The sequence below is a fragment of the Tessaracoccus sp. OH4464_COT-324 genome (genome assembly GCF_003932855.1).
Lineage (GTDB): Bacteria > Actinomycetota > Actinomycetes > Propionibacteriales > Propionibacteriaceae > Arachnia.
The window spans coordinates 13,365-33,801 of the sequence record NZ_RQYZ01000019.1; the positions used below are offsets into that span (position 1 = coordinate 13,365).

Consider the following 20,437-nt stretch of genomic DNA (forward strand, 5'->3'; position numbering starts at 1 on the left):
GGTGCGTACCTTCACCGGCATCGGCGTCAGCCCAGGCGGGGTCAGCGCACCCGTCGTGGTGGTGTTGCCGCCCGAGCCCCTGCCTGACGAGACCTGTTCGCTGGATCACCACGAGGCGGCCGCGCGGGTAGCGCAGGCGCTGGCGGAGGTTGGCGACGAGTTGGAGGCCCGCGCGGCGACGCTCGGCGAGGATGCGCGGCAGATGCTGACCGCGGCGGCGCTCATGGCCCGAGACGAGGGTCTCCTCGATGCCGCTCACGAACAGTTGCGCGCCGGGCTGGGCCCCGCGCACGCCATCCAGGCCGCGGTGGCGAGCTACTCCGCGGAGTTGAAGGAGTTGGGAGGTTATTTCGCCGAGCGCGTCTCGGACCTGAACGACGTTGGCCAACGGGCGATAGCGCGCGTGCTGGGCCGTCCCGCCCCGGGGCTGCCGAAACTGAACCAGCCTTGCATCGTCGTTGCTGAGGATCTGGCCCCCGCGGACACGGCAACGCTGGACCCCAGCCTCGTTGTCGGCCTAGTCACGAGCGGCGGCGGCATCACCAGCCACACCGCGATCCTCGCAGCCCAGCGCGGCATCCCGGCCGTGGTGCAGGCTGCGGGCGTGTTGGAGTTGTCAAGCGGCACCATCGTCGCGCTCGACGGCGACACCGGCCGAGTAGTGGCTGAACCGGACGAGGCGGTGATCGCCGGGCTGGAGCGCCGCCGCCGCGCCCGAGAGCGCATCGACGCGTCCGGTCCGGGACATACTGCGGACGGCTACCCGGTGGCGCTGCTGGCCAACATTGGCGGGCCCGAGGAGGCCCGCGCCGCCGCACGGCTCGATGTGGAGGGCGTGGGGCTGTTCCGCACGGAGTTCGTGTTCCTGACGGCGACGAGCGCACCCACACTGGAGCAGCAGACCCGACTGTATCGGGAAGTCTTGGAGCCGTTCGGCCAGCGCCCGGTAACAGTGCGTGCATTGGACGCGGGTGCCGACAAACCGCTGCCCTTCGCCAACCTCGGCGAGGAACCCAACCCGGCGCTGGGCCGGCGCGGCCTGCGCCTGATGAAGGAACGCACCGAACTTCTTGAGGTGCAGCTGGCGGCGCTGGCCGCCGCGCAACGCTCCTGCGAGGCGCAGGTGAAGGTGATGGCTCCGATGGTGGCCACTCTCGCCGAGGCCGAATGGTTCACGGCGGCCGCACACGCCGTCGGGCTGGAAACTGCAGGAATCATGATCGAGGTGCCGGCCGCAGCGCTGAGTGCCGAGCATCTGCTGCAGGTGAGCGATTTCGCGAGCGTGGGCACGAACGATCTGGCGCAGTATACGATGGCGGCCGACCGGATGCTAGGGCAGCTATCTGAGCTACTCGACCCCTTCCAACCCGCGATATTGCGACTAGTGGGCCTTGCCTGTGCCGCAGGCCATTCCACCGGAAAACCCGTCGGCATCTGCGGCGAGTCAGCCGCCGACCCGCTGATGGCCCTAGTCCTGGCCGGGTTGGGCGCAACATCGCTTTCGATGCCGGCGTCGCGGGTGCCGCTGGTGCGTCACGCGCTCAGCCTGCACACGCTGGCCTGCTGCCAGGAGATGGCGCAAGCGGCGGCAGGCGCCCGGAACGCACTCGACGCACGCTCGGCCGTGGCTGCGCTTGCCGACGAGCGACTCACCAGTCTGCTCTAGGGTCGATCTGAATGATCATGCCGGGCTGCGATACTCGGGGTCGGCTGAAAAGCACCCGAACCACCACCCTGTCCAACATGTTCAGCACAGGAAAGGCCGCCAACAGGCCAGCTCGCCAAGACTGGCGAACTCTCACGTAGCGCTTTCGCGACAGACTCTAGGATTGGCTGCGGCCCATTTCGGCGGAGCGGTGTGCACAGGCTTCGACGGCGGCGAGGAACGCGGCCCGCACACCGTGGTCGTCGAGTTTGCGCAGCGCTGCGGCCGTCGTCCCCTTGGGGGAGGTCACCTGCTCACGCAACTCGACGGCGGTGGCTGGCGAGTCGGCGAGCAGTTTGGCGGCACCGACGAAGGTCTGCGCCACCAGTTCCCGCGACTGTTCCCGGGTGAGCCCCTGGTGCACGCCCGCCTCGATGAGCGCGTCGGCGACGTAGAACAGGTAGGCCGGCCCGGACCCGGACAGCGCGGTGAGCGCGTCGAGGTGGGCCTCGTCGGTGACGACGGTCCTGCCCACCGCGTCGAATAGGCGGCGCGCCCGGGCCAGGTGCCCGTCGGTGGCGCGCGCTCCCAGGATCAGCCCGCTCATTGCCTCCCCGACCAGTGCACCAGTGTTGGGCATCACCCGCACCACGGGCGAGTCAGGCCAGGCCCGTTCCAACCGCTCCAGCGGCACGCCGGCCGCCACCGACACCACGAGCGTCTCCGGTTCCGGGCGCAGCTCTTCGAGAAGCGCCGACATCTGCTGCGGTTTTACGGCGAGCACCAGCGTGTCGGCGGCAGCGGCCTCGTCGGGCGTGCCGCAACGGATGCCGCGCTCGCTAAGCTCAGCGCGGCGCGCCGCGTTAGTTTCCGCGACGATGAAATCGCCGACCGGCCAGCCAGCAGCCAGCCAGCCGGACAGCAGCGCGCCTCCCATGGCGCCCGCCCCCACCAGCCCGATCATCGGACCAGCAGTTCCGCCACCTGCACCGCGTTCAGCGCGGCGCCCTTGCGCAGGTTGTCGCTGCTCAGGAACAGCACGAGGCCGTGGCCGTCCGGTACGGACTGGTCGACGCGGATTCGGCCCACCAGCGAGTCGTCGCCGCCCGCCGCAGCCAGCGGCGTGGGCACATCAACCAGCCGCACGCCCGGCGCGTCGGCCAGCACGGCGCGGGCCTCGTCGGGGGTGATCGGGCGGCCGAAGCGCGCGTGCACCACCAGGGAGTGCCCAGTGACAACGGGAATGCGCACGCAGGTGCCCGCCACCAGCAGCGAGGGCAGGTGCAGGATCTTGCGCGACTCGTTGCGCAGCTTCTGTTCCTCGTCGGTCTCACCCGTGCCATCGTCGACGATGCTGCCCGCGATGGGGACCGCGTTGTACGCGATGGGCGCGACGTAGGGGCCGAGGTCTGCGGGCCGGAGGACCGAGCCGTCGTGGGCGAGCGCCCCGGGGTCCGCTACCTGCCGCACCTGGCTGGCCAGCGTCTCGACGCCCGCCAGCCCCGAGCCCGAAACGGCTTGGAAGGTGGTGATCTGCAGCGCCAGGAGCCCGGCGGCGTCGCTCAGCGGTTTCAGCACCGGCATGGCGGCCATCGTCGTGCAGTTGGGATTAGCAATGATGCCGATCTGTGCACGCTCCACGTCGAGCGGGTTCACCTCACTGACGATGAGCGGCACCCGGTCGTCGAGGCGCCAGGCGGAGGAGTTGTCGATCACGGTGGCACCGTGCGCGGCTACCTTCGGGGCCCACTGCTTCGACGTGGCACCGCCTGCGGAGAACAAGGCCACGTCGAGGCCGGACAGGTCGGCCGCGGCCAAGTCCTCCACGACGACGTCCCGGCCAGCGAACTGCACCGTCTTTCCGGCCGAACGATGCGACGCGAAGGCGCGCAGCTCGCTCACCGGGTAGTTCCGCTCGGCCAAGACGTTGAGCATCTCCCGGCCCACCTGGCCGGTGGCTCCAAATACTCCAACACGCATGGGCCACAGTCTAGCGGCGCAGCCACCGCCATCCGCCCGCTGCTCGGCAAGCGGGCTACCCTCGGCGCATGGCCAACTACGCCCGCTTCCTGCCCAGCGACTGCCCCACTCCCCCGCCGCCACGCAGCTCGTGGTGGCGCTGGGGTCGCGCGCGAATCCATGTCGCCCGCGCGGGCGACGCAGCCCCGCGGCGGCTGATCGTCGTGCACGGCGCGGGAGGGCATTCGGGCACACTCTGGCCGCTGGCCGGGCAGTTCGTCGGGCGCGACTTCGACGTGGCCGCCCCCGACCTGCCGCTCTACGGTCGTTCCTCGGCCGGGCGGATGCGCTACCCCGACTGGGTGGAGTTGTTGAGCGAACTCATCGTGCGGGAGGACGACGGAAGGCCGGCCATCGTCCTAGGCGCAAGCATCGGCGGGCTGCTGGCGGTGGAGGCCGCGGCGCGCGCTGGCCGGGTGGCGGGGGTCGCGGCCACCTGCCTGCTCCAACCGGGCCGGTGGCGGGCGCGGTGGGCAATGGCCCGTTTCGGCCTGCCTGGGCTCCTCGGCGGCGCGGCCGCCGGGTTGCCGCTGGGCCCCATCGCCGACGTGCGAGTGCCGGTCAAGTGGGTGGCCCCCTTGAGCAGGATGAGCGCCTCGGCCGAGCTGAATCGGCTGTGTGCCGGCGACCCCCTGGGCGGCGGGGCGCGCGTGCCGCTGGGGTTCTTCACCAGTTTCTTGGGACATCGTCCGCGGCTCGACGGTGCGCCACCGGTGCTGCTGGCCCATCCCGCGCGGGATCGGTGGACGCCACTGGCCCTCAGCTTGGACACGTTCAACCAGCTGCCGCGCCCGCACTCCGTCGTGGCGTTGGTGGGCTGCGAACATCTGCCGATGGCGGACCCGGGGGTGCGTCAGCTGGTCGACGCGGTGTGTGCCTTCGCCGACGACGTGACGGGTCAGGCGAACGGCAAGTAGGCGAGCAGCCCGACCCCGAGGAAGGCCACCAGGTCGAGCAGCACGTGCGTGATGACGAGCGGCATGGTGCGGTTGCCGCGCAGGTAGAGCCAGCCGAAGATGAGTCCCATCACGAGGTTGCCGACGAAGCCGCCGAAGCCCTGGTACAGATGGTAGCCGCCTCGGATGAGGGCCGAGATGACCACGATGGCCCACATGCTGCCGCCGCGCTGCCGCCAGCGGGTGAACAGGTAGCCGATCATCACCACCTCCTCGACGATGCCGTTCATGAAGGCGCGGGCCACGAGAATCGGAACGGTCCACCATGCGGCCGCCAGGTTGGCCGGGGAGACGCTGGTGTTGATCCCGAACTGCACCGCGGCCAGGTAGAACGCGAGCCCGGCGGTGCCGATCACCGCGAAGATGCCGAAGCCATAGGCCAGGTCGCGCCAGGGCTTACGCAGGTCGAAGCCCATCGCCTGGAACGGGCCCCGCTCTGGACGGACGTGTACCCATAGCAAGAAGAGGGCCAGCGCCGCAGGCATCAGAGGGAACAGCGTTCCCGCCACCTGGTAGGCGAGGTCCAGCCAGGGCCGGTCGGGGGTGCGGGACACGTTGATCTGGGTGACTTGCTTGTTGAGCGCCACCTCGCGGGTGAGCTTGTCCCAGATCGCCAGCAGTGAGTAGACGGCGGACTGGCCAAACGAGATGGCCAGCACAACGATCAGTTCGATGCCCAGCTGTTTCCGGTGGTTCATCGCTTGTCGAACACCGCCCTGAGGTAGCCGTAGGCGGTCTGTGGTCGGGAGGCGACCCGGGTGAGCAGGTATTCGTACCAGCCCGGGCCGTAGGGCAGCAGCACGCGGGACCGGTAGCCCACGTCGGCTAGCCGCCGCTGTTCGAGGGGCCGAACCCCGAGGAACATCTGAAACTCGAAGTCGCTCAGCGGATTCCGTCGGCCCAGCTCCTGCATGATCGCGATGATGCGCGGGTCGTGGCTGGCGAGCAGGGCGGTGGCCTCCGATTCGACGGCAAACCGCAGGCAGCGCACGAGCGCACGCGACTTGTCATGCTCGCGCGTGATGCCGAGTCCGCGCGGCAGCGGATAGCTGCCGATGCACAGCCGGACGCGGGGCCGGTCGGAAAGCTGCCGCAGGTCGCTTTCCACCCTGCGCAGGTCGACGGGGAGCGTCACGCCAAGGCTGGGGTGGTCGTCGCGCACCCGGCGCCACAGTTCCAGCGTCTCGTAGTATTGCTTGAAACCCTGCATTTCGAGCGTGATGTGTGAGCCTGCCTGCTCGGCCTCTCCGGCGAGCTCCCGCAGCGTAGCGTGAGCCAGCCGCTCCGATTCCCTGAGCCCCAGCTGCGACGGCTTGATCGACAGCTCGGCCGGTATCCCCTTGTCGGCCAGGTTTTCGAGCAGTTCCCGGTAGGCCGCAGGGGATTCCAGCTCGCTGCCGCGCTGCGGCAGGTAGGCGAAGGACACCTCCAGGCCACGCGAGCGCATCAGCTCGGCCCGTTCCAGGGCCGTCGAGGCAAAGATGCCCGCGACGTAGGGCCGCGCCAGTTCCTCCAGGGCGCCTGAGTCCAACGCCGCCTTCTGCACCCGGCGGGAGTGGATCACCCGGCTGATCAGGTTATTGGGCATTGGCTCGCCTGCCCTCCTCGTAGTGCCTGCGCGTATCGTCCAGCACGTCGGCGAGCAGTTCGGCGCGCTCGTGACGGGATTTCGCGCGCCGGGTCGATACCTCCACCACGATGTGGCCCGAGAATCCGCGCCGGCCGAGTTCGCGCACGATCTCCCACGCGCCCTGGTTGCCCTCGCCGGGTAGGAGGTGCTCGTCCTTGAACGATCCCTTGCCGTCGGTGAGGTGGATGTGCCGGAGCCGACCGCCCCAAGCCCGCAGCAGGTCGCGCGACGACTGCTGCGCCGTCGCCGCGTGCGACAGGTCCAGGGTGAGGTGCTCGTAGTCGCGCTCGGTGGGATCCCAGTCGGGCAGGTACATGGGCAGCTTGCCCGCCACCGAACGCCACGGAAACATGTTCTCGACCGCGAAGATCACGCCCGAGGTCTCGTTCAGGCGGCGGATGCCCTCCTCGAAGCCCTCCCCGTATTCGCCCTGCCAGCGAAACGGCGGATGGACGACGACGGTGTCCGCCCCTAGCCGAACTGCGGCCTCCGCGGAGCGCTCCAGTTTCTCCCACGGGTCGCTGCCCCACACGTTGGGGGTGATGAGCAGCACCGGGGCGTGCACGGATTTCACCGGCACCGAGTGGTACCGGCTCAGCTTCTCCAGCGCGTCGACATCGGTGCTGACCGAATCGACGCCCACCATCACTTCGATCCCGTCATAGCCCAGTTCGGCCGCGATTTCGAAGGCGCTGGCGGAGCTTTCCGGGTAGACCGAGGTGGTGGAGAGGACGACTGAGGGCTTGGACACAGCACAAGAGTACAAGGCGACTACCGATACCCCGGTTGGTCGCCACGAAGCGGGTTGGAGAGAATATGTCCATGATGCACATTGATCATCTGATTTTTGCTGCTGGTCCGGACGGTCTCAAAGCCGATGCCGCCCGACTGGCCGAGGCGCTGGGGGCCGACTTCAAAGACGGCGGCTTCCACCCCCGGTTCGGCACCCGCAACCACATCATCCCGCTGGCCGATTCCCGCTACATTGAGGTGGTTGAGGTACTCGACCACCCCGCGGCAGAGAAGGCTCCTTTCGGCCAGGCGGTTCGTGCTCGCTCGAACATGGGTGGTGGCTGGATGGCTTGGGTGGTCAGCGTCGACGACATCGCCCCGATCGAGGAGCGCCTGGAGCGGCAGGCTGTGCAGGGGGCCCGTAACTTCCCGGATGGTCGCCGGCTGGAATGGCAGCAGATCGGCATCCGCGGGCTGATCGCCGACCCCCAGCTGCCATATTTCGTCCACTGGCTGTCATCGGCCGACGTCCGCCCCAGCGCCCTGACCGGTGAAGTGCGGATCAAGGCGCTCGACATCTCCGGCTCGGCAGAGCGGCTGAGCCAGTGGCTGGATCTGCCGATCGCCAGCGAGTTGGACGGCATCGAGCTTCGGCTTGTCGCCCCGAATGGGACGCCGGGTATCAATCGCGTGGTGTTCGAATCGCCCTCGAAGGGAGAGGTCATCCTCTGAGCTGGCTGCTGGCGATTGACGGCTTCGGCGGTAGCGGTAAGAGCACGCTGGCAGCGCGGCTGGCGTCCCGCTTCGGCGGCACCGTCGTCGCCCTCGACGACTTCGCCCGCCCCGGCACCCCTACCTGGGAGCATGAGCGCTTCATCGACGAGGTGCTCGCCCCGCTCGCGGCGGGCCGCACGGCACGCTACCGCCGCTGGCCGGCCGGGGCCGGACACCCCGTCGGGTGGGCGGAGGTGACCCCCGGCGGGTGCGTGATCGTCGAGGGGGTTTCAGCGCTCACTCGCGCAGTCACGGCACGCTTGGGCCGCTGGTGGGATCTATCCCTGTGGGTGGCCGCCGACGAGGGCACGCGCCGCGCCCGCATCGCGGCCCGCGACGGCCGCCTGGCACGCTGGGAGCGTGACTGGTGGCCGAGCGAGGCCGCCTACTTCGCCGCCGAGCGGCCCGACCTGGTGGCCGACTTCATCGTCGGCTGATCCCGGAAACTGTCCGGCGCGGGCGCTAGCTTTGGGTCGTGGCGAAACAGGACAACTATCACTGCACGGAATGCGGCTGGACGTCGGTCCGCTGGGTCGGGCGCTGCGGCGAATGCCAGGCGTGGGGTTCGGTCGTGCAGCGCGGGGCCCCCCGGCTGGCGACCGTCGAGGCGGCCACGCCTGCGGCGCGCGCCCTGCCGATCTCCGAGGTTCCAATGGACGCGGCCCGACGGTTCCCCACGATGATCGGCGAGCTGGACCGAGTGTTGGGCGACGGGTTGGTGCCGGGGGCGGTCATCCTGTTGGCCGGCGAGCCGGGCGTCGGCAAATCCACCCTGCTGCTCGACGTGGCCGCGAAGTGGGCGTCGGCCGGGCGCACCACGCTCTACATCTCTGGGGAGGAGTCGGCATCGCAGGTAAAGATGCGTGCCGAGCGCACCGGCACCGTCGTCGATAGTCTCTATCTGGCTTCGGAGTCCGATCTCGCGACGGTGCTCGGCCACATCGCCGAGGTGGGGCCCTCCCTGGTGGTGGTCGACTCGGTGCAGACCATCGGCACCGCCGAGGCCGAAGGTGTGCCGGGCGGACCCGGGCAGGTGCGGGAGGTGACGGGGGCACTGGCGCGGGTGGCCAAACGCGACAACATCGCAGTGGTGATCGTGGGCCACGTCACCAAGGACGGCTCGATAGCGGGGCCGCGCACGATGGAACACCTCGTCGACGTGGTACTCACCTTCGAGGGTGACCGCCACTCCGGTTTCCGCATGGTGCGCGCCACCAAGAACCGTTTCGGGCCCGCCGACGAGGTGGGCTGTTTCGAGATGAGCGAGTCCGGCATCACAGAGGTGCCCGACCCGTCGGGGCTGTTCACTACCCGGCATGAGGAGCCCACCCCGGGGACGTGCGTCACCGTCACCCTGGAGGGGCGACGGCCGCTGCTGGCGGAGGTGCAGGCCCTCGTCGCACCCTCCGCCACCGAGAAGTCGCCACGCCGGGCAACGCACGGGCTGGACGGGTCTCGCATGGCGATGGTGCTGGCCGTGCTGGAGCGGAAGGCCAGACTGCCGCTCACCGCCAACGACGTGTACGTCTCGACGGTGGGCGGCGCGCGCGTCACGGACCCCTCCGTCGATCTGGCGGTGGCGGTCGCGGTGGCCTCGGCCGCGCTGGAGCGGCACCACCCGCGCCGGGTGATCGCGCTGGGGGAGGTCGGGCTGGCCGGCGATCTGCGTCGGGTGCCGGGCGTCGAGCGGAGGCTCGCGGAGGCCGCGCGGCTGGGGTTCGAGCTGGCGGTGGTGCCGACGGGGTCGCGCGACATCACCCAGAAAGTGCCCCGGCTGGCTGGGTTGCGGGTCGTCGAGGTGCCGACGCTGACCGACGCGCTGGGCGTGCTCGACCTGCGCCGGGCGTCGCGCGGTTAGGGGTCCGAAAAGTCATGCCGGGCTGCCGCGCACCGGATCGGGCGAGAAGCATCCTCGGCAGCCCAATCCGCGCGCCCGGCCACGGGTGGCGGCTGGCGAGGGCCCGGCTCATCGAGCCCGGAGCGCCCCCAACCGCGCCTTTCCTTTAAGGATGTGTCTGGGCCAGGAAATGGCGGGCCACTCGGGCCAGCCTCCCCTCACCCGCCGCCACGCGCTCCAGCTCGGGGCGGGCGGTTTCGCCCAGCGCGCCCAGAGCGCTTACCGCCAGCAACCGCGCCTCCTCGTCCGGGTCGGCCACCAGGCGGGCTACCCGGGGCACGGCTGCCGCCGCCCGCTCCCCGAGCTGCGCGAGCGCTTCGAGCGCGTGGCGGCGCACGGCCGCGTCATCGTCGGTGAGCCGACCCGCGAGCACCCCGACCGCCGGCTCGCCGACGCGGCTGAGCGCGTCGATCAGCGCGTCGCGCTGCCACCTGTCCCCCACCCCCAGTTGCGCCGCCAGCACCGGCGCCGCCTTGGCTCCCCCGGTGTTCGCCACCGCCCGATAGGCCTTCAGCGCGACGTCGGGGTGCTGGTCGGCCACCAGGGGGGCGAGCCGGTCGAAGTGCGCCGGTTTCGCCACCTTGCTCAGCACGTGGGCTCCCGAGAACCTGTCGTGCGCGCTCGGGCTGTCCAAGAGCGCGAGCAGGAGGGGCTCGGCTTCCTCCGCGTGCTGGACGAGCGCCCAAGTGATGTCCTCGCGCACTTGTCCCGCCCGCTCCGCGCGCAGCCGCTCGACGAGGACCGCCGCCGCACCCGGCTCCCGGGTACTACCCAGCGCCAGCGCGGCGTGGCGGCGGGCGGTGATCGTCGCACCGGTACGCAGCGCAGTGAAGAGGTCGGGCATGTGGGCTTCCTTTCGTTCGGCCCATATCCTAGAACCTGTTGCGAAAGCCATGCTGAGCCGCGACGCGCCGGAGCACCCGCCCGGAGTGTCCTCGGCTGCAGCGGCACTTTGAAACAGGCCCTAGACGTCGAGGAGGGAACGTGCCCCGAACCATGCTGCAGCGCTACCTGAAGCTCCTTGCCCCCGGCACCCCGCTCCGGGCCGGGATAGACCGGATCCTGCACGGCCGCACCGGAGCGCTCATCGTGCTCGGCAGCAACCGGTCGGTGCAGCAGATCTCCTCGGGGGGGTTCCGCATCGACGTGGATTTCTCTGAGCAGGCGCTGCGAGAGTTGGCAAAGCTCGACGGCGCGATCGTCTTGTCCAACGACCTCACCCGCATCCTCGCTGCCGGGGTGCACCTGGTGCCCGCCGGCGACATCCCGACGGCGGAGACCGGAACCCGGCACCGCTCCGCAGACCGCACCGCCCAGGCCGCCGGGGTCCCGGTGATTTCCGTATCGGCCTCCATGGGCACTGTCTCCCTGTTCATCGGCGGGCGGCGCCACGTCGTCGAGCAGGCCTCTGACGTGCTGAGTCGAGGCGATCAGACGCTCGCTGCGCTCGCCAGCCTCGTCACCCGGTTGGAGGAGACGCTGGAGCGGTTCACCGCGTTGGAGGTGGCCGACCAGGTCACGCTGCGCGACCTGGCCGGGGTGGCGCACCGCTACGAGTTGGCAAGGAGACTGTCTGCGGAGCTGGACTTCCTCATCGAGATCCTCGGCATCGAGGGTCGGCTGCTGCAGATGCAGCACGCGGAGTTGGCCGCCCCACTCCAGGGACTCGCTGAGCTGCTGGAGAGCGACTACGGCCACAATCTCCCGGACCCCGCCGCTCTCCGGCTCGACAACCTGCAGAACTTCACACCCGAGGAGCTGCTTGGCGGGCAACTGGTGGCCGAACGGTTGGGCTTCGGGGTGGGTGCTTACCTGGACGCGCCGATCTCCAGCCTGGGCCGCCGGGTGCTCACGACGGTGGGCGGGCTGCCCGGACACATCGTCGACCTGCTGCTGCCGCAGCACTCGCTGCAGGAGCTGTTCACCATCAGCCACAGCGAGCTGATGGAGCTGGACGGCATCGGTGAGCGGCGGGCGCGGCTGATCCGCAACGCCCTGCTGCGCGTCGGAGAGTCGGCCTACGCCCGAAACGAGTAAAGCTGCTAGGCTGGCCCGAGTTCACAGGGGAGCGCCGCCCGGGCGCTGAGAGTGCTTTGCAGCAGACCCTCAAACCTGATCCGGTTCGCACCGGCGTAGGGAGTGAGTGTTCTCCTTGGCCACGGCCATGCCCAATGACTAGGAGGAACAATGACGATTCGCCCGCTGCTCGCCGGCCTCGCGGTACTCGCGCTGGCCGCCTGCTCCGCCGCCGGAACCCCCAGCCCTGCCCCGAGCACGGCAAACGCCGAGGCCAGCTCCGCACCCGAGGCGCCGAAGAAGCTGACTGTCGTCTCGCACGACTCCTTCAACCTGCCCCACGAGTTGAAGGAAAAGTTCGCCAAGGAGACGGGCTACGAGGTGGTCTACACGCCGCTGGAAGACACCGGATCGATGGTCAACAAGCTGATCCTGGCCAAGGACTCCCCGTTGGGCGACGTGGTCTTCGGCATCGACAACACCTTCGCCTCTCGCGCCGAAAGCAAGGGCATCATCGACCCTTACGTCTCCAGTAAGCTCGACGAGCAGGGCAAGAGCATGTCGACAGAACAGCTGAGCGCCATCGACTTCGGCGACGTGTGTGTCAACGCCGACCTGCAATGGTTCGCGGACAACGGCAAGGAGCTGCCGAAAACCCTCGACGACCTCGCCAAGCCCGAATACCGCGGCCTGTTCGTGACACCCAGCCCGGCGTCGTCCTCCCCCGGGCTCGCCTTCCTCTTCGCCACCGTGGGCGCGAAGGGCGACGGCTGGCTCGACTACTGGAAGGCGCTGAAGGACAACGATGTGCTCACCGTGTCCGGCTGGACCGAGGCCTACCAGAACGAGTTCACCGCGGGCGAGGGCAAGGGCAGCCGGCCGATCGTGCTCAGCTACGCCACATCGCCAGCCTGGACCGTGGGCGAGGATGGCAAGCCCACCACCGTGGCGCTGCCCGACACCTGCTTCCGTCAGGTGGAGTACGCGGGCGTCATCCAGGGCGCGGCCAACCCAGAGGGCGCCAAGGCCTTCGTTGATTTCCTGCTCAGCGACGAGGTGCAGGCCAGTATCCCTGAGAAGATGTACATGTACCCGATAAAGAAGGACGTGCCGCTGCCGGAGGAGTGGGTGAAGTTCGCTCCCTTGGCCGAGAAGCCGTTCGAGGTGCCGTCGGCCGACATCGACGCCAACCGGGAGAGCTGGATCCAACAGTGGACCGAAGCCATCGGCTGATGAGTTTTCCGCGACGGCTGCCCGGGCTGCTCGGCTGGGCAGCCGTCGCTGCCATTCCGGCCGCGTTTCTAACCGTCTTTTTCCTGTGGCCCGCGGCGGCCCTGGTGGCGCGCGGCTTCCGCGATGAGGCGGGCTGGACTCTGGGCGAACTCGCCCGCGTCTGGCGCTCGGAGCGCACCTGGCGGGCGCTGGGCTTCACACTCACCGCCGCATCCGCCGCCACCTTGATCTGTCTGCTTCTGGGACTGGTGGGCGCCTACTGCCTGTACCGGCTGCGATTCCGTGGTCAGGCACTGCTGCGCGGGTTGGTCACCGTGCCGTTCGTGCTGCCGACGGTGGTGGTGGGCATCGCGTTCGCCGGGCCCCACCCAGTGCTCGCAATCGTCGCGGCGATGGTGTTCTTCAACTACTCGGTGGTGGTGCGTACCGTCGGCGCGCTCTGGGCACGGCTGGATCCGCGGCAGGCGGCCGCCGCGCAAGCACTGGGCGCGTCGCCGCTGCGCGCCGCACTGACCGTGACACTGCCCGCCCTGATGCCGGCGATCGTGTCGGCGACCGCGCTGGTCTTCTTGTTTTGCGCCTCCGGTTTCGGCATCGTCATGGCCCTCGGCCGGGGCAAGTACCAGACCATCGAGACCGAGATCTGGTTCCAGACCACCCAGGTGCTCGACCTGCCCGCGGCGGCCGCGCTGTCCATCACCCAGGTGGTGGTCGTCTCGCTGTGCCTGGGCCTCACCGCCTTCTGGCAGCGGCGCTCCCAAGCCGCGCTCAGGCTCGCCCCGGAGTCTTCGAGCGCCTCCCTCATCGACTGGCGCCGCGACTGGCCGGCGCTCAGCACGACCGGGCTGGTGCTCGTCGGGCTGTTCCTGGTGCCGATGGCGGGTCTGCTGGTGCGTTCCCTCAGCTCGAAGGGGCGCTGGAGCTTGGCCGGCTACCGAAGCCTGCTTGACGGCCCCCTGGCCGACGCGGTCGGGACCTCCCTGTTCACCGCCAGCGTGGCCGCTCTGCTGGCCGTCACGTTGGGGGTGGCGGTTGCGCTCGTGGTGTCGCGCCGCCCTCGCTCGCGCGCAGGCCGCGCCTGGCTGAGCGGCGTCGAGAGCGCTTTCATGCTGCCGCTGGGGGTGTCGGCGGTCACCGTCGGTTTCGGCTACCTGATCACGCTGAACCGACCCCCGCTGGATCTGCGTTCCTCCCTGCTGCTGGTGCCGATCGCGCAGGCTGTGGTGGCGCTGCCGCTGGTGGTGCGCACACTGCTGCCGACACTGCGAGCCATCTCGCCCACGCAGATCGCAGCCGCCCAGGTGCTGGGCGCGTCGCCGCTGCGCGCCCTATTCACCATCGAGCTACCGGCCCTAGGCCGCGGCCTGGGGCTGGCGCTCGGCTTCGCGCTCGCCACCAGCCTGGGCGAGTTCGGCGCGACGAGTTTCTTGGCCCGACCCGACCAACCCACCCTGCCGGTGCTCATCTTCCGCTACTTCTCCCGACCCACAGGGGACAACTACGTTTCGGCCCTGGCTGCCTCGGTGCTGCTGGCCGTGCTGACCGCGACGATCATGGTGGCCGCTGAGCGAGCCCGGCCCAGAGAGGTGGATTCATGGTGAGTGGTTTGGGCGTGGCCAACGTGTCCGTGGCCTACTCGGGCAGCATCGCCGTTGACGGGGTCTCGTTCGACGTCGCTCCCGGCCAAGTGCTGGCCCTGCTCGGCCCCTCGGGGTGCGGGAAGTCGTCCCTGCTGCGCGCGATCATCGGCCTGGAGCCCCTGGCTGCTGGGCGGGTGCTGTGGGATGGCGATGACGTGAGCCACGTCAAGGTGCACCGCCGCCAGTTCGGGCTGGTGTTCCAAGATGGCCAGCTGTTCCCGACGATGACCGTCGCCAAGAACGTGGCCTACGGGCTGAGCGGACTGCCCCGTCCCGCCAGGCGCCAGCGGGCCGAGGAGCTGCTGGAGCTGGTGGGGCTGGCCGGCTACGGCCCGCGCAGGCCCACCGAGTTGTCGGGGGGCCAGGCGCAGCGCGTCGCCCTGGCGCGCGCGTTGGCGCCCAGACCGCGCATGATCCTGCTCGATGAGCCGCTGTCCGCACTGGACACGGCGCTGCGCCGCCGGCTGAGCGAGGAGTTGCGCCGGATCCTGACGGAAACCCATACCACCGCCGTCTATGTCACCCATGACCAGGAGGAGGCGTTCACCGTTGCCGACCGCGTGGCAGTGATGAGCGCCGGGAAGATCTTGCAGCTCGCAGCCCCCGACGAGATCTGGAACCGCCCCGCAAGCCGCGAGGTGGCTGCCTTCCTGGGCTTCCGCACACTGACCGACGCCGCTACCGCCGGCGCGCTCGGCTGGCCGGGCGAACTGGCCGCGGACGAATTGCTGGGCCTCGGCCCCAGGTCGCTGGATCTGGACCCGGGAGGCGTTCCCCTTCCCGTGCTGCGGCAGTCGATGAACGTGGACCACTTCGTGGTCACCGTCGCACTTCCCGACGGGCAACTCGCCACCGTCGCAGCGCCCGCCCACGTCGCGGGCGAGACCGTGCGGGTGCGCCTCACCTCAGGCGCGATCACCCCAGCCTGAGCCCACCGAGCCTCGGCTCATAGCCGAGAATCGCCCGGGGAGTGTTGCTGCCTACGCCCCCCGAGGCAACAGGGAGGCAGCCCCGCAGATTCTGCGGGGCTGCCTCCTCGTCAATCAGGGTCTGTTTCGAAGGTGCCATCGGGGCGGATCACCCCGGGGTGCGTGGCCTTCGAAGCAGGTCCGGCTCAGTCCTCCTGAACGGGCTGCGGCTCGGGCTGCTCCTCACGAGCCACCCCCGTGAACGTGAACGGCAGCTCGGCGCCTTCGGGGGCCACATCGACGATCACCTTCTCGCCGCCCACCAGCTCGCCGAAGAGGATCTGCTCCGCCAGCGCGTCCTCAATGTCGCGCTGAATAGCGCGACGCAGCGGGCGTGCGCCCAGCACGGGGTCGAAACCGCGCTTCGCGATCAGTTCCTTGGCGGCCTGAGTGAGCTCGATGCCCATGTTCTTCTCGGCCATGCGGCTCGCGATCTGCGCCACCATCAGGTCAACGATGCGCTCGATGTCCGCCTGCGTGAGCTGGTGGAACACCACGATCTCGTCCACGCGGTTCAGGAACTCGGGCCGGAAGTGCTGCTTGAGTTCCTCTGAAACCTTGCCCTTCATCACCTCATAGCTGGATTGCTCGTCGCCAACGCGGCTGAAGCCGAGGGTGGCGCCGCGCGAGATGTCGCGGGAGCCGAGGTTGGTGGTCATGACGATCACGGTGTTTTTGAAGTCCACCACGCGGCCCTGCGCGTCGGTCAGCCGGCCCTCGTCGAGGATCTGCAGCAGCGAGTTGAAGATGTCGGGGTGAGCCTTCTCGATCTCGTCGAACAGCACGACGGAGAAAGGCTTGCGCCGCACCTTCTCGGTCAGCTGGCCACCCTCCTCGTAGCCGACATAACCGGGCGGGGAACCGAACATGCGCGACGCGGTGTGCTTCTCCGAGTACTCGCTCATGTCGAGCGTGATGAGCGCGTCCTCGTCGCCGAACAGGAACTCCGTGAGAGCTTTCGTGAGCTCCGTCTTGCCCACGCCGGAGGGACCGGCGAAAATGAACGAACCAGACGGGCGCTTCGGGTCCTTGAGACCAGCGCGGGTGCGCCGGATAGAGCGGCACAGCGCCTTGACGGCGTCGTCTTGGCCAATGTAACGCTTGCCGATCTCCTGCTCCATGCGCAGCAGACGCTTGGACTCTTGCTCCGTGAGCTTCGCGACCTGGATGCCGGTGGCGTTCGACAGGACGATCGCGATCTCCTCCTCGCCGACGACAGCGGGCACGTCCGAGTCGCCCTGCTTCCAGGCTTCTTCCTTCTCAGCCCGCTGGGCGCGCAGCCGCTGCTCCTCGTCGCGCAATCTGGCGGCGCGCTCGAAGTCCTGGGCGTCGATGGCAGCGTCCTTCTCCAGCTTGTTCTGCGCAATAGCCTCGTCGAACTCCCGGAGGTCAGGCGGCGCGGTCATCCGCTGGATGCGCAGCCGGGCACCCGCCTCGTCGATCAGGTCGATCGCCTTGTCCGGCAGGAAGCGGTCCTGGATGTAGCGGTCTGCGAGCTTCGCCGCCGCGGCGAGCGCCTCGTCGGTGATGGTGATCCGGTGGTGCGCCTCGTAGCGGTCCCGCAGCCCCTTGAGGATGTCCACCGTCAGCTCGACGGAAGGCTCCGCCACCTGGATGGGCTGGAAGCGGCGTTCGAGGGCCGCGTCCTTCTCGATGTGCTTGCGGTACTCGTCGAGAGTGGTTGCCCCGATCGTCTGGAGTTCACCGCGGGCGAGCATGGGCTTGAGGATCGAGGCCGCGTCGATCGCGCCCTCCGCCGCGCCGGCGCCGACGAGCGTGTGGATCTCGTCGATGAACAACACGATGTCACCGCGGGTCTTGATCTCCTTGAGCACCTTTTTCAGGCGTTCCTCGAAGTCACCCCGGTAGCGCGAACCCGCCACCAGCGCACCCAGATCGAGCGTGTAGATCTGCTTGTCGCGCAGATTCTCCGGAACGTCTCCGCGCACAATCGCTTGGCTCAATCCCTCAACGACCGCTGTTTTGCCGACACCCGGCTCGCCAATAAGAACAGGATTGTTCTTTCGACGGCGGCTCAGCACCGTGATGACCCGCTCGATTTCCTTGATCCGACCGATCACCGGATCCAGTTGGTTCTCTCGTGCGGCCTGGGTGAGGTTTCTACCGAATTGGTCCAGCACCTGAGAACTCGACTTTTCGGGGCCCGCTTCCGGGGCTCCCGCCATCGATGCCTCGCGTCCCTGGTAACCGCTCAACAGCTGCAGAACGGTATTGCGCACCCGGCTCAGATCCGCCCCGAGTTTGATCAACACTGACGCGGCCACGCCCTCACCCTCCCGGATGAGGCCAAGCAGCATGTGCTCGGTGCCAATGTAGTTGTGATTCATTTGCAGGGCTTCGCGCAGCGACAGCTCCAGCACCTTCTTCGCACGGGGGGTGAAAGGAACGTGACCCGTCGGGGGCTGCTGACCGGTGCCGATAATGTCCTCTACCTGTTCGCGCACCAGCTCCAAGGAAATCCCGAGAGACTCCAGCGCCTTCGCTGCCACTCCCTCGCCTTCATGGATCAACCCCAGCAGAATATGCTCGGTGCCGATGTAGCTGTGATTGAGCAGTTTTGCTTCGTCCTGCGCGAGCACGATCACTCGGCGTGCGCGATCAGTAAAGCGTTCGAACATCCGTTCCTCCCTATGTGCTGAGCTACAGCCTACCCGCTCGCAGGCAGAGAACAGATTCTCTGCCTGCGAACGTCGGGAGGAGCGGGTCAGTGCGCGGCGAGGTAGGCGTCAATCACTTCCCGGGGGACGCGGCCCCGCGGGGAGACCTGGAAGCCGGCAGAGGGTGCCCACTGCCGGACGAGGGCCGGATCTACCTGGCCCACGTTCTGTACCTTCTTGACGCGGCGTCGCGCGGTCTGCGTCTTGCGCGCCACGGCGACGAACGGAGCAAGGGCCTCAGCCAGCTTCGCCTTGTTCTGCTCGCTCAGGTCGATCTCGTAGCTGGCGCCCTCATAGGCGAATTCGACGGTACTCGCCGGAGACGTGCCGTCGATATCGTCGATCATCGTTACTTCAACTTTGCGTGCCATGGACTGCCTTTCATGGACGGAACTTCAGGTTTTGCTATTAACATACACGCGAAAGAGCGATTCTCGAACCGAGGTAGCAGATGATCAGATTTGCGATAGGTGCGCTGGCCCCCGAAGGGCACCACCACATCACTATCGGCCCTCGCCATCCAAGCCAGGCTGGCCTCGTCACCGGTACCGTCAGGAGCCAAAATGGCCGCTGGCACGATGTCGATTTCCAACCCGGCTACTGCCACCGCGGCGCGGAAAAACTCTTTGAAGTGCGTGACTACCGAGCCGCAGCACTGCTGGCGGACCGGCATGACTGGCTCTCCCCTTTCACCGGAGAGCTCAGCGTTGTTCTGACAATTGAAGCAGCTATGGGGTTCACTTCAGGGCAAAGAGTGACATGGATTCGCACACTTCTTGCAGAAATTAGTCGGATACACAGCCACATCCATTTCCTGAGCGTGCTGAAACCCCTAGAGCTGAGCGAGAACCTTTGGGTTCTCGTCGACCGGATCCGCGATCTTCTGCTGGCCTGGTCGGGTAACCGGATTCACGTGATGCTCAACCGTGTCGGCGGACTGGCAGCGGATATCCCGCCCGACTGGTCCTTCCCCACCGACGACGTCCGCCGCCTCGCCGACGAGTTGTCGGCGCTGCTGGAGGGCACCCAGCGCTTCTCCGGGCTGGCGGTGCTCACCGGAGCGGACTGCCTGGCCTACGGCCTCAGCGGGCCGGTGGCGCGAGCGGCCGGGCTGGACCTCGACCTGCGCCCCGGCTACCTCGCCTACCCCGACGTATACACGCCTGCCCCGCTGCGCACCGCGGGGGACGGCGCCGCCCGCCTTGGCGTGCTGATTGACGAGCTGCGCACATCGTCGGACATGATCGACACCATACTGCGTGCCCTGCCCGACCTGCCCGGCCAGCTACAGGCCAAACTGGCGCGCCGGCTTAAGGTGCCCGAGGGCGAACATTGGAGCGAACTCGATGCGCCTTGGGGGCGCGCCGGGGCATGGCTGGTGTCGCGCGGCGGCTCGACGCCATGGCGGCTGGCTCTGCGCACCCCGTCGTTCGCCAACCTAGCCGCACTCGGCCACGCACTTGAGGGCGTCTCGGAGAACGCGGTCGCTGACGCGGTAGCGACGATCGGCTACAGCGTCGGCGACAGCGACAAGTAACCCCACCAAAAGCTTTGCGGGGCGGGCGACAACCACCCGCCCCGCAAGGCTTCAGCGATTTCCGGCGTCAGGCGCTCCGGGCCTGATCCTCAAGCCGGTCCTGCTCCTCCAGTACTTCCTTGATCTGCAACCTACTGAGATCGATGACGGTGGGGTGCTCGTCGGCACTCCAGATGTCCTCGACCTGCGGATCTACCAGCCGCTCGGCCGCGTCGAGTTCTTTGCGTTCCAATTCGGCAACCCGGGTCTCCAACTCAGCCACCCGTGCCTGGCGCTCGGCCACCTCAGCCCGCAACCACGCGGCATTGCCGCGCATGGAGCTGAGTTCGGCCTTGGCCGCAGCCAGCTGCGAGCGAAGCTTCTGGATGATGTTGTTCAGCCCCTCTGCGCGCGCATTGAACCGCTCGATCAGCGCCACCGACTCGGCGTGGTGCTTGTCGATCGCCTGTATGCGCAGCTGGACCTCATTGCGGAGTTCTTCGGCGTGCTGCTTGCGCAACTCGTCAATCTCTCGGAAGACGACCCAGACCACCAGAATCGCCATAATGACCGCGACGCCAACCCCCGCCCGGACCACCCAAAGGGAACCCAAGGTGGACGACAACGCCGCAGCGGAGCCGATCCCAAGGATCAGCAGAGCTGCCCTACGCTCGTTTTTCTGTGGAGCTTCATGCCGACCAGTCATGCCGGTAGTATAAGCGGACTTCGCCAA

General features: G+C 68.3%; 19 protein-coding genes and 1 riboswitch. Of the genes, 10 read left to right on the forward strand and 9 right to left on the reverse strand.

Going from position 1 to position 20,437, the window contains the following annotated elements:
- Position 1: 1 nt before the first annotated feature.
- Positions 2 to 1,666 (forward strand): phosphoenolpyruvate--protein phosphotransferase, encoded by a 1,665-nt coding sequence (gene ptsP, locus EII42_RS09805; RefSeq protein WP_199729851.1) that lies wholly within the window; start codon positions 2 to 4, stop codon positions 1,664 to 1,666.
- A gap of 157 nt (positions 1,667 to 1,823) precedes the next feature.
- Here the strand turns inward: ptsP and proC are convergent, their stop codons facing one another.
- The gene (gene proC / locus EII42_RS09810; protein WP_125171945.1) at positions 1,824 to 2,609 is read right to left on the reverse strand and encodes a pyrroline-5-carboxylate reductase; all 786 of its coding nucleotides are present in this window, start codon (positions 2,607 to 2,609) and stop codon (positions 1,824 to 1,826) included.
- Entirely contained in the window at positions 2,606 to 3,625 is a 1,020-nt protein-coding gene (locus EII42_RS09815) for an aspartate-semialdehyde dehydrogenase (RefSeq protein ID WP_370318117.1), read from the reverse strand. The genes proC and EII42_RS09815 overlap by 4 nt, the downstream gene beginning before the upstream one ends.
- A gap of 68 nt (positions 3,626 to 3,693) precedes the next feature.
- Between EII42_RS09815 and EII42_RS09820 the strand changes: the two genes are divergently transcribed.
- Entirely contained in the window at positions 3,694 to 4,581 is an 888-nt protein-coding gene (locus EII42_RS09820) for an alpha/beta hydrolase (protein ID WP_125171946.1), read from the forward strand.
- Here the strand turns inward: EII42_RS09820 and EII42_RS09825 are convergent.
- From EII42_RS09825 to EII42_RS09835, 3 genes are read right to left on the reverse strand one after another with little or no spacing between them, the layout of a single operon-like run.
- Positions 4,563 to 5,318, reverse strand: a complete 756-nt coding sequence (locus tag EII42_RS09825; protein ID WP_125171947.1) for a CPBP family intramembrane glutamic endopeptidase — start codon at positions 5,316 to 5,318, stop codon at positions 4,563 to 4,565. The genes EII42_RS09820 and EII42_RS09825 overlap by 19 nt on opposite strands.
- The gene (locus EII42_RS09830; protein WP_125171948.1) at positions 5,315 to 6,208 is read right to left on the reverse strand and encodes a hypothetical protein; all 894 of its coding nucleotides are present in this window, start codon (positions 6,206 to 6,208) and stop codon (positions 5,315 to 5,317) included. Before EII42_RS09830 ends, EII42_RS09825 begins: the two co-directional genes overlap by 4 nt.
- Positions 6,198 to 7,001, reverse strand: a complete 804-nt coding sequence (locus EII42_RS09835; protein WP_125171949.1) for a sugar phosphate isomerase/epimerase — start codon at positions 6,999 to 7,001, stop codon at positions 6,198 to 6,200. Before EII42_RS09835 ends, EII42_RS09830 begins: the two co-directional genes overlap by 11 nt.
- Positions 7,002 to 7,075: 74 nt before the next feature.
- Here EII42_RS09835 and EII42_RS09840 point away from each other — a divergent pair, with 74 nt between their 5' ends.
- The 3 genes from EII42_RS09840 (at position 7,076) to radA (ending at position 9,614) form a co-directional block, all read left to right on the forward strand.
- Positions 7,076 to 7,714 carry a VOC family protein gene (locus EII42_RS09840; protein ID WP_125171967.1) on the forward strand — a complete coding sequence of 213 codons (639 nt, stop codon included), beginning with the start codon at positions 7,076 to 7,078 and terminating at the stop codon, positions 7,712 to 7,714.
- Between the two features lie 152 nt (positions 7,715 to 7,866).
- Positions 7,867 to 8,193: a hypothetical protein gene (locus EII42_RS09845; protein ID WP_125171950.1), complete on the forward strand. Its 327-nt coding sequence runs from the start codon at positions 7,867 to 7,869 to the stop codon at positions 8,191 to 8,193.
- A gap of 38 nt (positions 8,194 to 8,231) precedes the next feature.
- Positions 8,232 to 9,614 (forward strand): DNA repair protein RadA, encoded by a 1,383-nt coding sequence (radA, locus tag EII42_RS09850; RefSeq protein WP_125171951.1) that lies wholly within the window; start codon positions 8,232 to 8,234, stop codon positions 9,612 to 9,614.
- Between the two features lie 145 nt (positions 9,615 to 9,759).
- On the opposite strand, the gene EII42_RS09855 is transcribed toward radA, so the two are convergent.
- Positions 9,760 to 10,497 (reverse strand): HEAT repeat domain-containing protein, encoded by a 738-nt coding sequence (locus tag EII42_RS09855; RefSeq protein ID WP_158676477.1) that lies wholly within the window; start codon positions 10,495 to 10,497, stop codon positions 9,760 to 9,762.
- 140 nt (positions 10,498 to 10,637) lie between these two features.
- On the opposite strand from EII42_RS09855, the gene disA reads away from it, so the two are divergent.
- From disA to EII42_RS09875, 4 genes are all read left to right on the forward strand, one after another.
- Positions 10,638 to 11,690: a DNA integrity scanning diadenylate cyclase DisA gene (disA, locus tag EII42_RS09860; RefSeq protein ID WP_233558350.1), complete on the forward strand. Its 1,053-nt coding sequence runs from the start codon at positions 10,638 to 10,640 to the stop codon at positions 11,688 to 11,690.
- 15 nt (positions 11,691 to 11,705) lie between these two features.
- Positions 11,706 to 11,809: riboswitch (TPP riboswitch) on the forward strand.
- Between the two features lie 31 nt (positions 11,810 to 11,840).
- Positions 11,841 to 12,902 carry a thiamine ABC transporter substrate binding subunit gene (locus EII42_RS09865; protein WP_125171953.1) on the forward strand — a complete coding sequence of 354 codons (1,062 nt, stop codon included), beginning with the start codon at positions 11,841 to 11,843 and terminating at the stop codon, positions 12,900 to 12,902.
- Complete coding sequence (locus EII42_RS09870) at positions 12,902 to 14,503, forward strand: iron ABC transporter permease (protein WP_125171954.1); 1,602 nt, start codon at positions 12,902 to 12,904, stop codon at positions 14,501 to 14,503. The genes EII42_RS09865 and EII42_RS09870 overlap by 1 nt, the downstream gene beginning before the upstream one ends.
- Positions 14,497 to 15,471 (forward strand): ABC transporter ATP-binding protein, encoded by a 975-nt coding sequence (locus EII42_RS09875; RefSeq protein ID WP_125171955.1) that lies wholly within the window; start codon positions 14,497 to 14,499, stop codon positions 15,469 to 15,471. The genes EII42_RS09870 and EII42_RS09875 overlap by 7 nt, the downstream gene beginning before the upstream one ends.
- A 185-nt stretch (positions 15,472 to 15,656) precedes the next feature.
- On the opposite strand, the gene EII42_RS09880 is transcribed toward EII42_RS09875, so the two are convergent.
- A complete protein-coding gene (locus EII42_RS09880) occupies positions 15,657 to 18,149 on the reverse strand; it encodes an ATP-dependent Clp protease ATP-binding subunit (protein WP_125171956.1) in 2,493 nt (830 codons plus the stop codon).
- 86 nt (positions 18,150 to 18,235) lie between these two features.
- The gene (locus EII42_RS09885; RefSeq protein ID WP_125171957.1) at positions 18,236 to 18,559 is read right to left on the reverse strand and encodes an Lsr2 family protein; all 324 of its coding nucleotides are present in this window, start codon (positions 18,557 to 18,559) and stop codon (positions 18,236 to 18,238) included.
- A gap of 449 nt (positions 18,560 to 19,008) precedes the next feature.
- On the opposite strand from EII42_RS09885, the gene EII42_RS09890 reads away from it, so the two are divergent.
- Positions 19,009 to 19,725 carry a hypothetical protein gene (locus EII42_RS09890; RefSeq protein ID WP_158676478.1) on the forward strand — a complete coding sequence of 239 codons (717 nt, stop codon included), beginning with the start codon at positions 19,009 to 19,011 and terminating at the stop codon, positions 19,723 to 19,725.
- Between the two features lie 67 nt (positions 19,726 to 19,792).
- On the opposite strand, the gene EII42_RS09895 is transcribed toward EII42_RS09890, so the two are convergent.
- Positions 19,793 to 20,410 carry a hypothetical protein gene (locus EII42_RS09895; protein ID WP_125171959.1) on the reverse strand — a complete coding sequence of 206 codons (618 nt, stop codon included), beginning with the start codon at positions 20,408 to 20,410 and terminating at the stop codon, positions 19,793 to 19,795.
- Between the last annotated feature and the right edge of the window lie 27 nt (positions 20,411 to 20,437).